Here is a 12,625-nt window from a genome sequence, read left to right as displayed (position 1 = left end):
TGAAGACCCCGTCAGGGCTTGCTGGCCAGTTCCTCCAGCTGATCCATCAGCGTGTCAGGCTTGAGCACCAACACATCACTTTCCACTGCATCCAGTATCACCTCCGCCGTATTGCCGATCAGCGCTCCGGTAATCCCGGTGCGCGCCACGGTGCCGATAATCGTCACCGCCGCCTGCCACTTATGGGCGGCGAACGGGATCAGCACATCCGCCGGGCCTTCCTCAATGTGCAAGTGTGAGTCGTCCACATCGAACTCTGTCTGAAACGCCTTACATTGCTCGCGATAACGCGCCTCGATGGTTTCCTTGAGTTGGAAGGTCGGGTCTGCCGCCGACAACATCGGCGACGGGTGGGCGCTGATGACATGCAACTGCGCCTTGGCCAGGCTGGCGATATCAAAACCATGGTCGATGATTGAATTGTGCAGCGCCCGATGGTCTGCATCGGTGTTGCCCACATCGATCGCCGCCAGGATCACACCGCTCATCCACGGCTTAGCCGTCTTGACCAGCAGCACTGCCGACGGGCAATAGCGCAGCAGCTTCCAGTCAGCGGGCGTCAGCAGGGCTTTTTTCAGCGGGCTGTCGGGGAAATGCTGCTTGATCACCAAGCCACAACCCTCGGCTTGCTGCACATCGATAATGGTTTCATGCAGGCTGTCATTCCAGGCCTGCTCGGTGCTGACGCTGTAGCCGTCTTCCTGCAAGCCCGACTTCAGCAGCGCCAGAAGCGCCGAGTGCTCATGCTTCTTGTCGCAGACCAGCAAATGCAAGTGCGCGCCAGTGACCCCGGCGATCAGCTTGGCGCGCTTGAGGGCCAGGCTTTCCGAATGCTCGGGTTCGATGACCACCAGGATGCTGCGGATGGCTTGCATGATTGGATCTCCAAAAGAGGCGGGGGCTGGAACAACTATAGTTGCTGCCCGCCAGACGTCATGTTGATGCACATCAAGGCCCGTGACTGGTGGTCTGCGGCGGGGTCGGTATAATCGCCGGCCTTTTGTGATCCTTTTGCCCGTGAGCCCGATGAACCTGCCAGAAATCCACGAATTCCTCGGTTGCCGCACCCCTGACGCTTGGGTCCAGGCCGCGCTGGCCGATCAGGAAACCCTGCTGATCGACCACAAGAACTGCGAATTCAAAGCCGCCAGCACCGCCCTGAGCCTGATGGCCAAGTACCACGGCCATGTTGACCTGATCAACATGATGTCGCGCCTGGCCCGCGAAGAGCTGGTACACCATGAGCAAGTCATGCGTTTGATCAAAAAGCGCAAGGTCGAGCTACGGCAGCTGCACGCCGGGCGCTATGCCTCGGGTTTGCGCAAAGTCGTGCGCAGCCATGAGCCGGTCAAACTGGTTGACACGCTGGTGGTGGGTGCCTTTATCGAAGCGCGCAGTTGCGAGCGTTTCGAAGCATTGGTGCCGCATTTGGACGAAGAACTCGGCAAGTTCTACTTTGGCTTGCTGAAAAGCGAGGCGCGGCACTTCCAGGGTTACCTGAAGCTGGCGTACCAGTATGGCGACGCCAAGGACATCGCTCAGGTGATCGAGCGGGTGAGGGCGGCCGAGCAAGAGCTGATCGAGTCACCCGACATCGAATTTCGCTTTCACAGTGGCGTGCCAGCCTGACGCGACGGCCACGCCGATCAGCGCGGTGATCCCGGTCAGCAGCAGGATCACCGTCTGGGTACTCAAGGGCGCGGCGAGTACGGCAATCGCAAGACCGGCCAATGGCTGTGCCAGGTTGTTGAGCAACGTGATCACGCCCACCGTTTTACCGAAGTCTTGCACCGGAATGACCCGTTGACGTGTGCTGCGCATATACACGTTGAACATTTTGTCGAAACCGGTGACCAGCAGGAATCCCACGGTGTAAGCCCAAAGCGTGGGGCTGACCGCCATGACCAGGGCCCCGGCCCCGATCATTGAATACGACAGCCCGCCCAGCACTTTCAACGACAGCGTGGCGCGCGCCAGGTAAAACAGGATAGCGATGGTGACCACTGCGCCGGCCGCCTGTAGCAACGCATAGGCATCCTTGCCGGCGGCGAATTGACCCGTGACCATCGCCGCCGACGTGGCCAGCGTCACGCCGATGATCAGGTTCACGCCGACCGCGAGGGCAATGATGCGCTTCAGCTCTGGCAGGTTGCGGATATGCCCGAATGCGATGCGCAGCGGTTGCAGCCAGATGTCCTGATGCTGTTCAAAACTCTCAAGATTCACCGTGGTGTTGCGCTGCCATGCCCGCATCGCCAGATCTGCCAGCACAAACAACCCGGCAACCCCCAGCACTACCCAATGCCAGGCCCACACCTCCAACATCAACGCCGCTACCAGCGGCCCCAGCACCAGGCCGCTCTGGTCGGCTATTTGTGAGTAGGACAAGGTCTTGGCGTAGGTGTAATGCTTGAAGATGTGTGGCATCACGACTTCGCGGGCCATGATGCCTTGCGTCGTCAGTACGCCGCACAGCGCAGACAGGGCCACCAGCCAATAGATACCGTCAAACACCCCGTAAAGCGCTACGGCCACCACGCACGCCAGTGCGCGGTAAACCTGGCTGATATGCAGGATGCGCACCGGCGAGAATTTATCGCACAACGCTCCACAGACGGGAAAGGCCAGGTAGCGCGGCAGCGATTCGACGAAAAACGCCAACCCGGCCCACGCGACGCTGTTGGTGGTCTGGAACACAATCAGCGGCACGATAAACAGCAGGATCTGGTCCGCCAGCCGTGACAGGAACAGTGAGATAAAAAAAGCCAGGTAATCCTTGCGCATGGTGCTCCCGTTTCAATGAATCATAGAGTCAACTGACAGCCGATCAATAGCTTGAGCCAGAGGTGTCGCTGAGGTTGTGGCGCTCATCGCCCCTGAGCGGCGGGTTGAACACACTTACCAGTACCAGGTCCTCGTCCTGACCACCGCGCAGGTAATGGCGGTCATGCTGGTCCAGCACATACATGTCCCCTGGGCGGATCTGATAGACGTTGCCGTTCATATCTTCAACCTCACCGTTACCTGCAATGCAATAACAGGCTTCCAAGTGATTACGGTAATGCAGCAGAGACTCGGTGCCTGCGCGCACGACGGTATGGCAGACGGTATAGCCCATCTGGTCTTTTTCCGTCAGCAGGCGGTGGCTGGTTCCAGCACCCCACTCAACAAAGTGGGCGGTGTTTTCAATATCGGCTTTGCTGCGAACAAACATCGTCGTCTCCCGTTAATGATTTGAGGCTAAAAGGGGGGTGGAGCGCTGAAGCAGCACTGGCGAGCATGGCTGAATCCCAATGCACGTCACGGTGCGCGGCCATTGTTTGCAGGTCGCGCCAGTGGCGATGCAACGGATTACCGGTGGTCATCAACGAGGCGCCACTGTGTTCTACCAGTCGGTGTACGGCTTCAACGCATTGGCGGGCGAGGTAGCTGCGATCACGCTTGAGGGCTGACAACTGGCTCTCGCTGAGTGAGCGCAGTGCCTGACCTGATTCGTCCAAACGATTGACCAGTGAATCAAACAGCGCACTGGCCGCCGTCAACTGCGCGCCACTGTGGGCTACCCGCTCAAGGGCCACCGCCGAAGGTGGAGTAGTTTGCTGCGCGAGCGCCTGGAGGTGGAGGTCGTACGCCCCCTCCGCGCAGCCCAATAGCGGGCCTATGATCGAGGTCGTGATGAACGGCACGATGGGCACGCTGTAAAGGTAATCCGACCCGGCGCCTGCCGGTCGTGCGCCGAACACCTCTTGAAGTGGAAAAACTTCGTGATGGGGCACCAACAGCTCTGACGTTACGACATCATGAGAGCCCGTGGCGCGCATGCCGATGCTGTCCCAGGAGTCGAGAACAGTGACATCTTGCTTCGCTACGACAACCAGGAAGCGCTCGCTGGCGTCGGCCGTAGGAGGGTTCGCGCAGGGTGCATTCAGAATCAACCACGTCGCGTGTTCAATGCCAGAACTGAATCGCCAGCGCCCGCTGACACGCATGCCCCCAGGCTCAATGGATAATCGACTGTCCGGGCCTGCCGATGCAGAGGCAAACAACTGTGTCGTGCCGCCGTCGTAGAGTTTCGCCTCAAACGACGGATTCAAGCGCGCTGCGATGGCGGCGTGTCCTCCCACCAAGCTGATTAACCAGCCTGTCGATGCACATGCCCTGGCCGCTATCCTTGATGAACGAACCAATGCTGGCCAGCCGGGTTTCAGCGGTTTGGCTCTGCGGGGGCAAACCAGGTTCAGCAAACCGCTTGAGCGCAACTCACCCAGTGTTTCGTCGCTCAATCTACGGCTTTTATCCGCAAGGGCAGCCCGCTCGCGCCACTGGGATAGATAAACGTCAGGCATCGAGAGCGTCCCCTTGCGGCTGTTTGCCAAGGGACGCATTTTCGAAGCAGAAGCCGCCGGGCTGATTGACCGGGCCTAGCAGTTCGAGGAAGTGCTCGATGTGGTTCTGATCGTCTGATGCGACGAATTCGCAGAAATTGGTGCTATTCCATAGCAGGAAGACGTGCTTGAAGTGCCGCTGAAGGGCTGCAACCAGAGCCTCCTTGCGGACTTGTCCGTTTTCCATCTGATCGAGCATTTGTCTGCGCTTCCACTCGATTTCTTCGGCGGTGAAATAGCGCGTCTTGAAGCGTTTATCCTTGAGCGCTTCCCGGCGCAGATATTCCTCAGGGTCGGCGTGATTGAGTTTTTCCAAGAAGAACGCCAGGCCGCCCGGCTTGAGCAGCGGTTTGATATGACTGAGCTGCAGGTCGCGGTCCTGAGTGTAGAACTGGAATGCAGCGGTTTCGTAGAGGTAGTCGAAACCCTCGGCAAACCGTTGATAAGGCGCCGAGCTGAGCAACGACGGGGTGACCTTGAAGAACGATTGTGGGTAGAACAGTGAATGCTCAGGAGAGGCATACCGATCAAAGGCGATCTGATTGGCGCGGTTGGGCGAGCACGTCAGTGTCTGAACCAAGCCGCGAGAGTGGGCCGCCAGCGCGCGGCCATTGCTGCCGTCGAAGGCATCGACTTCAAAAAAACTGAAGTGTTGCGCCTGTCCGGTGCGGCGGGCGTTGGAAAGTCGGGTCAGCGCCACACCAATTCGCGCCATCTCCTCGAGAATGTACGGGACGCTGGCCAGGAAGTGCGAAAACAACGGGCCGGCATCAGCCACCAATTGATCGTGGTAGGCAATGACATCGACGTCCGCGATGGTATCGCGAAGATGGCTGGTGAGTGGCTGGGAAGGAACCTGGGTCGAGCCGGTGGCCAGGCTGTGAAAGTGCTCGGCCAACTTGAACATTGAACTGTTTTCTAATGCTGCGTCGTACGGCGGGTTCATCGTATCGCTCCTTGATTTCAAGCCAAGCCTTTACCGGTGGTCTTTCCGGAATCGGTTTGAGGCAACGCATCCATGAATGCCCATTGCGCCGGGACCATGTGCCAGTCCATCAGCCGTTTGCAATGCTCCTTTAATGCGGCTTCGCAAGTTGAATCGTGGTCTCGTTCCAGTACTACAAATGCCTTGGGCAAAAAACCCGCAGACTCGTCGGCTACCGGCATTACAACCACTTGGGCGACGGCGGGGTGGGAGGCCAGGCACTGCTCTATCTCGCGTGGGTTCACATTCCATATGTTGCGAGCAAATACATCATCCTTGCGCGCTATATAATAGAGAAAGCCTCGGTCGTCTTTCTTGAAAAGGTCGCCTGTGCGATAAAGTCTCGCTTCACCGAATACGTGTGTTTTTATGGCTGAGTGAGTGGCTTCAGGCATTTGCCAATATTCAAGCATCAAGTAATCACTGGTCACCCAAAGTTCACCGATAGTGTTCGGCTGTGTTATTTGTTCGCCGTCATCATTGACAATGAATACGCGAACACCGGGCAAAGCCTTGCCGACAGAAGTAGGGCGTCTATCAATTTATTCAGGTGGCAAATAACTGACGCGTTTGCATTCAGTCAGACCATAATTGGAGAAGATTTGAACGTCGGGAAGTGCAGCGCGAATACGTTCTATATGACGGGAATACAACGGCTGACCGCTGCTGGAAATATAGCGCAGCGTGGGCAGTTGCTGTCGCCAGTGCTCTTTGGTCGCGGCAAGCAGGAAAAATATGGGCGGGAAGACGTGCATGCCGGTTACGCCTTCACGTTTCACCACTTCAAGAACATCGTCCGCATCCGTCGGTGGCAAGCTCTCAATGACCGATGTGCCGCCGAAGTACAAGGGCATCAAGATGTTGTACACGCCGTAGTCAGAGGCCAATGTGGAATAGCTGAGGATCACATCGTCCGGCGTGTTGTTCAGATAAGCGGTAACGGCGCTTGTCGCCGCGGCCATGATGCGATGGTTGACCACCACGCCCTTCGGGTTGAAGGTGGAGCCGGACGTATAGAAAATCGACGTGATGCGAGTATCGTCCTGCAGGTCGGGAAGTGCGGCCGCCTGAGTGTCCGGTGTCGATACTGCACGGTCCAGAGAGACTATTTCCGGGTGCAGTGTTTCATCGTTGCCGATCAGAATGATGCGATCGACATCGGTTTCCAGGTGCAGCGTTTCCAGGGCATTGCAGCCTTGGGTGATCAGAACTTTCGCGCCAGTATGCTTGAGCTGATACACCAGTTTTTCGCGGCTGTAAGTCGGGTGTGTGGCGGCGGTAATAGCGCCGGTACGCAGGACGGCGAGATAGGCCGCGATCAGGTCGAAGCAAATCGGGGAATACAGGGCGACGCGATCTCCCGGATGAACGCCGTTGGCGACTAATACATGGGCTATTTGTAGCGTCCGTGTGCGAAGCATTTCATAGGTGTAACGGATTCCATCAACAACGACAGCGCACTTTTCGGGGTGTTTTGCCGCGATCTTCTCGATGACGTCGTGATACAAGAACATGAAAGGCTACCTGCATTCAATAATACAAATAATATAAAGAAGGTCAGCGCCGTTAGCGCGAATCTTTGAGCTAGATTATTGGTCTGTTGAATAAAGGGTGGTCGACAAAGTTATTGCGATAGATAAAATCGAGAAGTGGCACGATATCAGTTCCTTTGATATTTATTTTAATTGTCATCCATGAACTTTCGCGAAGAGGACTTGCTGAAAGTACACGGATAGTTTCATTTGAGTTGTAAGGCTGTCAACGGTAGCACGGTTGGTTTTTTGTCACGGCGTGGTGACAATATAGGGGGCGAGCCTGATAAATGTTAGAGGTGAAATTTCCTGATTAGACGTGAGCAACGGCTGTCAGAAAAAACCACGGTCACTCGTAAAAACGACGACGGTGGCCGGTGATTGACGCGTTAAAAAATACACGCGAAATGTTAAAAACTCTTAAAAACATGAAGTTTCTCTGAAAACTTCGGTGAAAGCCGGTTTCTGTCAGGCTCGGTGGCCTCTTCGGCCCAGCTTGCCACCTATAATGCTCGATCTTCAATCCGCTTCCGCACACTGAGAACTTATGGAAAACCTGGGGTTGGGCAAGGTCTTGCTCGTTGAGGACGACGAAAAGCTGGCAGGGCTGATCGCGCACTTTCTGTCACAGCATGGTTTCGAGGTGCGCGTGGTGCATCGAGGCGATGAGGCTCTGGCGGCGTTCCTGGACTTCAAACCGAAGATTGTCGTGCTTGACCTGATGCTGCCCGGCCAGAGCGGCCTGCATGTGTGTCGCGGGATCCGCACGGTGTCCGACACGCCTATCGTGATCCTGACCGCCAAGGAAGATGACCTGGACCACATCCTCGGCCTGGAGTCTGGTGCCGACGACTACGTGATCAAGCCGATCAAGCCCCCGGTGCTGCTCGCACGCCTGCGCGCCCTGCAGCGGCGGCAGGCGCCAGAGCCGACGGTGCGCGGGGCCCTCGCTTTCGGGCGGTTGGCCATCGACCGCAGTTGCCGGGTGGTCAGCCTGGGGGATGACAAGATCGACCTCACCACCATGGAGTTCGAGCTGTTGTGGCTGCTGGCGAGCAACTCGGGGACGATCCTGTCCCGTGATGACATCCTCAACCGCATGCGCGGTATCGCGTTCGACGGCCTCAACCGCAGTGTCGATGTGTACATCAGCAAACTGCGCGGCAAACTCAACGACAACCCGCGCGAACCGGTGTGCATCAAGACCATCTGGGGCAAGGGCTACCTGTTCAATCCGTTTGCGTGGGAGGTCTAGATGCTGCGGCTCTATATCCGCCTGTACATCATCCTGGCGCTGGGCCTGGCGGGGGCAATCTGGCTGGTTAACTACACCTTCGATGAGTTGCTCCCCGAGGCCAACGAAACCTATAACCGCGAAGCCCTGCGCGGCCCCGCCTATGGCCTGGTCGAGCAATTGCGTCCTGTGCCGGCCGAGGCGCGCGAGGTGCGCCTGAGCGAATTGCAGCAGCATTACGGTCTGCGTCTGGACTTGGTGCAGCGCGATGAGTTGGCGCTGAGCCAACGCGAGCAGCAATTGCTCGCGGCCGGGCAATTAGTGGTACGTGGCGACTTCATGGAGTTCATCGCCAATATCGATGGCGGCCCCCAACTGCTCAATATCAAGCTGCCTGAAGAGCCTAAATGGTTGTACCTGTGGGCCTACGGCCTACTGGGATTGAGCTTGGCAATCGTGCTGTATTTCTGGGTTCGTCCGCACTGGCGCGACCTGGAGCATATTCGCCTGGCTGCACAGCGTTTCGGTGACAACGACCTCAGTTCCCGCATCCTGCTGCCACGCCGCTCCACCGTGCGCGAGCTGGCGGGGCACTTCAACCAGATGGCCGAGCGCATTGAAAGCTTGATCGCTAACCAGCGCGAGCTGACCAACGCCGTGTCCCACGAGTTGCGCACGCCGATTGCGCGCCTGTCGTTCGAACTCGACCAGCTCAAGCAACAGACCGACCCGCGCCAGCGCGGCGAATTGATCGCGGACATGTACGCTGACCTCGGCGAGCTGGAAGACATGGTCTCCGAGCTGCTCACCTACGCTAGCCTGGAACGCGGTGCCACCCAGGTCACCCGCGAGCGCATCGAAGCCCACAGCTGGCTCGACAGTGTGATCGGCAGCGTGACCCTCGAAGCCGAAGCGGCCGGCATTCAACTGTCGCTGCGTACGTGCGAAGTGGACTTTATCCAGATCGAGCCGCGCTTTATGGCGCGAGCGGTGATCAACCTGCTGCGCAACGCGATCCGATACGCCGAGCGCCGTGTGGAGATGTCGCTGGTCAAGTTCGGCAGCGGCTATGAAGTGCGGGTGTGTGATGACGGCCCCGGTGTGCCGGAGGAGGGCCGCTCGAAGATCTTCCAACCCTTCATGCGCCTCGACGCCAGCCGCGACCGTCGCACCGGCGGCTTCGGCCTTGGACTGGCGCTGGTACAACGGGTGTCGCAGTGGCACGGCGGCCAGGTGCAAGTGCTGGATTCGGAATGGGGCGGGGCGTCGTTCCGGATGACGTGGGCGTACGCCGATTAACAACACTACAGTTGCTCCTGCCCTGGCCGGTGGTGACGTCGTACCCGGTCTGCAGGTCGTTACGGTCGCCAAAATGGCTGTTGAGGCTGGCATCGACGGAACCGTAAGCGCGGTGGAAGCAAACTTCAGTTATCCATAGCGCTCAGAATCGCATGCGCCACCTTCACGCGTTCGGCGTTCGGGTAGTTCTTGTTCGCCAGGATCACCACGCCTATATCCTTGGCTGGCACATACGCCACGTAGGCACCGAACCCGGCGGTAGAGCCAGTCTTGTTGAACAGGACCTGAGCACGATGCGTCTGAGCAGGTTTCAGCCAGTTGACCTTGTGCGGGTTCATCGCCATTGGGGTGGAGTTGCCGTCAAGCAACGCTTGCAGCGTGATCGGGTAAGGGTAGGACTCCCAGCCCAGGCCCTGGGTCATGCCCTTCACGGTGTAGTAGCCGGTATGAGTGGTGGCGATGGCTTGCTGCAGCGCTTTTTCCAGGGTGTCCGGGTGCATGTTCGCGATGACGTAACGCGCGAGGTCCTGGGTGCTGGTCTTGACGCCATAGGCTTCGCTGTCCAGCGCGCCGGGGCTTACGCGAACCGGTTTTTGATCCTTGTCGTAGCCCTGGGCATAGAGGCCTGCCTTGTCGGCAGGCACACTCACGTAAGTGTTCTTCAAGCCCAGCTTGGGCAGCAGGGTTTTTTCCATCGCGTCGTTGAAGGGCTGACCGAGGCTTTGCGCGGCGATGTAGCCAAACAAGCCAATGCTTGGGTTGGAGTAGAGGCGCTGTTCGCCGGGCGCGTATTTGGGTTTCCAGCGCTGGAAGTAATCGAGCATGGTCTCGGCGCTGTCGGCCGCGTCGGGAAACTGCAGCGGCAGCCCACCGGGTGTGTAGGTGGCCAATTGCAGCAGACTGATGCTGTCAAAAGCGCTGCCGCGCAGGCTGGCCACGTGTGCGCTGGCCTTGTCCGAAAGCTTGAGCGTGCCGATGGCCTGGGCGTAGCCGCCCAGAGTGGCGTTGAAGGTTTTGCTCAATGAGCCGATTTCAAACAGGGTGTCTTCGGTAACCGGCTGCTGAGTGTCTTTGGCGGCAACGCCATAGTTAAAGTATTGCACCTGGCCTTTATCCACCACGGCAACCGACAGGCCAGGAATGTTCTGTTGCTGCATCAGCGGTGCAACACGGCTGTCCACGAGCGTGCGCAGGTCGGTGGCGGCCATACAGGTGCCGGAGCCCAACAGCAAGGTTGATATCACAATTTTTTGTACGTGATGGTTCATGGCAATTTGCTTCCATTTCGATGATGCACTGATGATCAAGGCCTGCGCAGGCGCCGCAAATCTAGGTGGATTTTGTTCCCTCGGCAAACGATGATATCTCAGGCCAGTCATTAGAAATTTTAGGGTCAAGCATGTTGCGCTCCCATCTGCCCCTCAACGCACTGCGTGCCTTCGAAGCGTCGGCTCGCCACTTGAGCTTCACCCGCGCGGCCATTGAGTTATGCGTGACTCAGGCAGCGGTCAGCCATCAGGTCAAGAGCCTGGAAGCACAACTTAATGTCACATTATTCAAGCGTCTACCTCGAGGCCTGATGCTCACCCGTGAAGGCGAAACCTTGCTGCCGGTGGTGCGTGAGTCGTTCGACCGCATCGCCCAGACGCTCAGCCAGTTCGAAAGCGGGCACTACCGCGAAGTGCTCACCGTGGGCGCAGTCGGCACCTTTGCGGTGGGCTGGTTGCTGCCACGCCTGGCGGATTTTCACGCGCGTTACCCCTTTATCGACCTGCGGTTGTCCACCCACAACAACCGTGTCGACGTGGCCGCCGAAGGCCTCGACTACGCGATCCGCTTTGGCGCGGGAGCCTGGCACGGCACCGATGCCTGCGAACTGCTGGAAGCGCCCCTCACCGTGCTTTGCGTGCCGCAACTGGCCGAGCAACTGCACACCCCCACTGACCTGTTGAACCACACGTTACTGCGCTCCTACCGCGCTGATGAGTGGAGCCTGTGGTTCCAGGCCGTCGGTCTGCCCGCCGACACCCTGGTGCCGCGCAGTATCGTGTTTGATTCCTCGTTGGCAATGATGGAAGCGGCCTTGCAAGGAACGGGGGTGGCATTGGCGCCAGCGATGATGTTTTCGCGGCAGCTGGAGCGTGATGTGATTCGCCAGCCGTTCGACGTCGGCATCACCACCGGCAGCTATTGGCTCACGCGATTGCAGTCGCGGGCCGAGACGTCGGCGATGCTCGTCTTCAAGGGGTGGTTGCAAGAGCGGGTCCGTGGTTAAGCCAAGTACTTGCGAAACCATCCCAACGTTCGTTCCCATGCCAGATTCGCCGCCGCCTCGTCATATCGCGGCGTCGAGTCGTTGTGAAAACCATGGTTGGCGCCCTTGTAGATGTACGCCTCATAGTTCGTGCCTGCAGCCTTGAGTGCCGTTTCATACGCCGGCCACCCCTCATTGATCCGTGTATCCAGCTCACCGAAATGCAGCATGATCGGCGCCTTGATCCGTGGCACGTCGTTGGCCTCCGGCTGGCGCCCATAGAACGACACCGCCGCGCCCAATTCCGGATAGGCCACGGCTGCCGCATTGGTCACGCCGCCGCCGTAGCAGAACCCGGTGATGCCGACTTTGCCGGTGCTGCTGTCGTGGTGCATCAGCCATTCGATAGCGGCGAAAAAATCGTTCATCAGCTTGGTTGGGTCAACCGTCTGTTGCAGCGCCACGCCTTTTTCGTCGTTACCGGGGTAGCCGCCCACCGAGGTCAGGCCATCCGGCGCCAGGGCGATGAAGCCAGCTTTGGCCAGGCGCCGGGCGACGTCTTCGATATAGGGGTTGAGGCCACGGTTTTCATGCACGACCACCACGGCGGGCAACTTGCCCGCGGCCTTGGCCGGGCGCACCAGGTAGCCGCGCACGGTGCCGTTGCCTTTGGGCGAGGGGTAGGTGATGTAGTCGGCAACGATGTCCGGGTCGGTGAATTTCACCTGTTCGGCCAGCGCGTAGTTGGGGCTGAGGGCTGCGAGCAGAGCCGAGGCGGTGAGGCCACCCAAGGTGAACAGCGCGGCGCGGTCGAGAAATTCGCGGCGGTTGATCTTGCCGTGGGCGTAGCCGTCGTAGAGTTCCAGCAGTTCGGGGGCAAAGTCTTTCGCGGTGAGACGAGTCATCGGTGCATCCTCGATTAGCGGTGGCAGTCAA

General features: G+C 58.6%; 12 protein-coding genes and 2 pseudogenes. 4 read left to right on the top strand and 10 right to left on the bottom strand.

Annotation, left to right across the window (positions count from 1 at the left end; all coding sequences use genetic code 11):
• Nucleotides 1-11: 11 nt before the first annotated feature.
• Nucleotides 12-875, bottom strand: coding sequence for a universal stress protein (locus AB4O35_RS21875; RefSeq protein WP_065872861.1), 864 nt, complete (start codon nucleotides 873-875; stop codon nucleotides 12-14).
• 151 nt (nucleotides 876-1,026) lie between these two features.
• Between AB4O35_RS21875 and AB4O35_RS21870 the strand changes: the two genes are divergently transcribed.
• The gene (locus tag AB4O35_RS21870) at nucleotides 1,027-1,629 is read left to right on the top strand and encodes a MiaE family protein (protein ID WP_065872862.1); all 603 of its coding nucleotides are present in this window, start codon (nucleotides 1,027-1,029) and stop codon (nucleotides 1,627-1,629) included.
• On the opposite strand, the gene AB4O35_RS21865 is transcribed toward AB4O35_RS21870, so the two are convergent.
• From AB4O35_RS21865 to AB4O35_RS21840, 6 genes and pseudogenes are all read right to left on the bottom strand, one after another.
• Complete coding sequence (locus tag AB4O35_RS21865) at nucleotides 1,585-2,784, bottom strand: MFS transporter (protein ID WP_065945420.1); 1,200 nt, start codon at nucleotides 2,782-2,784, stop codon at nucleotides 1,585-1,587. The two genes, AB4O35_RS21870 and AB4O35_RS21865, sit on opposite strands and share 45 nt — an antisense overlap.
• A 43-nt stretch (nucleotides 2,785-2,827) precedes the next feature.
• The gene (locus AB4O35_RS21860) at nucleotides 2,828-3,214 is read right to left on the bottom strand and encodes an ectoine synthase (protein ID WP_065872864.1); all 387 of its coding nucleotides are present in this window, start codon (nucleotides 3,212-3,214) and stop codon (nucleotides 2,828-2,830) included.
• The gene (locus tag AB4O35_RS21855) at nucleotides 3,186-4,346 is read right to left on the bottom strand and encodes an acyl-CoA dehydrogenase family protein (protein ID WP_460149275.1); all 1,161 of its coding nucleotides are present in this window, start codon (nucleotides 4,344-4,346) and stop codon (nucleotides 3,186-3,188) included. The genes AB4O35_RS21860 and AB4O35_RS21855 overlap by 29 nt, the downstream gene beginning before the upstream one ends.
• Nucleotides 4,339-5,331 carry a hypothetical protein gene (locus AB4O35_RS21850; RefSeq protein ID WP_065945422.1) on the bottom strand — a complete coding sequence of 331 codons (993 nt, stop codon included), beginning with the start codon at nucleotides 5,329-5,331 and terminating at the stop codon, nucleotides 4,339-4,341. The genes AB4O35_RS21855 and AB4O35_RS21850 overlap by 8 nt, the downstream gene beginning before the upstream one ends.
• Before the next feature lie 17 nt (nucleotides 5,332-5,348).
• Complete coding sequence (locus AB4O35_RS21845) at nucleotides 5,349-5,765, bottom strand: AMP-binding enzyme (RefSeq protein WP_460149656.1); 417 nt, start codon at nucleotides 5,763-5,765, stop codon at nucleotides 5,349-5,351.
• 15 nt (nucleotides 5,766-5,780) lie between these two features.
• Nucleotides 5,781-6,884, bottom strand: a pseudogene (locus AB4O35_RS21840) (class I adenylate-forming enzyme family protein); the annotation flags it as partial.
• A gap of 565 nt (nucleotides 6,885-7,449) precedes the next feature.
• Between AB4O35_RS21840 and AB4O35_RS21835 the strand changes: the two are divergent.
• Together AB4O35_RS21835 and AB4O35_RS21830 are read left to right on the top strand one after the other, a co-directional pair.
• Nucleotides 7,450-8,157: a winged helix-turn-helix domain-containing protein gene (locus tag AB4O35_RS21835; protein ID WP_049713020.1), complete on the top strand. Its 708-nt coding sequence runs from the start codon at nucleotides 7,450-7,452 to the stop codon at nucleotides 8,155-8,157.
• Nucleotides 8,158-9,435: an ATP-binding protein gene (locus AB4O35_RS21830; RefSeq protein WP_065945423.1), complete on the top strand. Its 1,278-nt coding sequence runs from the start codon at nucleotides 8,158-8,160 to the stop codon at nucleotides 9,433-9,435.
• 22 nt (nucleotides 9,436-9,457) lie between these two features.
• Here the strand turns inward: AB4O35_RS21830 and AB4O35_RS21825 are convergent.
• Both AB4O35_RS21825 and ampC read right to left on the bottom strand, forming a co-directional pair.
• Nucleotides 9,458-9,541: pseudogene (locus tag AB4O35_RS21825) on the bottom strand (MipA/OmpV family protein); the annotation flags it as partial.
• Nucleotides 9,542-9,560: 19 nt separating this feature from the next.
• Nucleotides 9,561-10,703, bottom strand: a complete 1,143-nt coding sequence (gene ampC, locus AB4O35_RS21820; protein WP_065872869.1) for a class C beta-lactamase — start codon at nucleotides 10,701-10,703, stop codon at nucleotides 9,561-9,563.
• 131 nt (nucleotides 10,704-10,834) lie between these two features.
• Here ampC and AB4O35_RS21815 point away from each other — a divergent pair, with 131 nt between their 5' ends.
• The gene (locus AB4O35_RS21815) at nucleotides 10,835-11,710 is read left to right on the top strand and encodes a LysR family transcriptional regulator (protein WP_065872870.1); all 876 of its coding nucleotides are present in this window, start codon (nucleotides 10,835-10,837) and stop codon (nucleotides 11,708-11,710) included.
• Here AB4O35_RS21815 and yghX read toward each other — a convergent pair.
• On the bottom strand, nucleotides 11,707-12,594 hold the full coding sequence (yghX, locus tag AB4O35_RS21810; protein ID WP_065880647.1) for a YghX family hydrolase: 888 nt from the start codon (nucleotides 12,592-12,594) through the stop codon (nucleotides 11,707-11,709). The genes AB4O35_RS21815 and yghX overlap by 4 nt on opposite strands.
• Between the last annotated feature and the right edge of the window lie 31 nt (nucleotides 12,595-12,625).

Source organism: Pseudomonas sp. H1_A03 (assembly GCF_054685145.1).
The sequence above is the reverse complement of the archived record's forward strand: the minus strand, read 5'-3'. Positions and strand labels throughout refer to the sequence as shown.

What these genes read in the sequence shown, in the direction of transcription:
- AB4O35_RS21875 (WP_065872861.1), bottom strand. Translation starts at nt 875, where the DNA reads ATGCAAGCCATCCGCAGCATCCTGGTGGTCATCGAACCCGAGCATTCG.
- AB4O35_RS21870 (WP_065872862.1), top strand. Translation starts at nt 1,027, where the DNA reads ATGAACCTGCCAGAAATCCACGAATTCCTCGGTTGCCGCACCCCTGAC.
- AB4O35_RS21865 (WP_065945420.1), bottom strand. Translation starts at nt 2,784, where the DNA reads ATGCGCAAGGATTACCTGGCTTTTTTTATCTCACTGTTCCTGTCACGG.
- AB4O35_RS21860 (WP_065872864.1), bottom strand. Translation starts at nt 3,214, where the DNA reads ATGTTTGTTCGCAGCAAAGCCGATATTGAAAACACCGCCCACTTTGTT.
- AB4O35_RS21855 (WP_460149275.1), bottom strand. Translation starts at nt 4,346, where the DNA reads ATGCCTGACGTTTATCTATCCCAGTGGCGCGAGCGGGCTGCCCTTGCG.
- AB4O35_RS21850 (WP_065945422.1), bottom strand. Translation starts at nt 5,331, where the DNA reads ATGAACCCGCCGTACGACGCAGCATTAGAAAACAGTTCAATGTTCAAG.
- AB4O35_RS21845 (WP_460149656.1), bottom strand. Translation starts at nt 5,765, where the DNA reads ATGCCTGAAGCCACTCACTCAGCCATAAAAACACACGTATTCGGTGAA.
- AB4O35_RS21835 (WP_049713020.1), top strand. Translation starts at nt 7,450, where the DNA reads ATGGAAAACCTGGGGTTGGGCAAGGTCTTGCTCGTTGAGGACGACGAA.
- AB4O35_RS21830 (WP_065945423.1), top strand. Translation starts at nt 8,158, where the DNA reads ATGCTGCGGCTCTATATCCGCCTGTACATCATCCTGGCGCTGGGCCTG.
- ampC (WP_065872869.1), bottom strand. Translation starts at nt 10,703, where the DNA reads ATGAACCATCACGTACAAAAAATTGTGATATCAACCTTGCTGTTGGGC.
- AB4O35_RS21815 (WP_065872870.1), top strand. Translation starts at nt 10,835, where the DNA reads ATGTTGCGCTCCCATCTGCCCCTCAACGCACTGCGTGCCTTCGAAGCG.
- yghX (WP_065880647.1), bottom strand. Translation starts at nt 12,594, where the DNA reads ATGACTCGTCTCACCGCGAAAGACTTTGCCCCCGAACTGCTGGAACTC.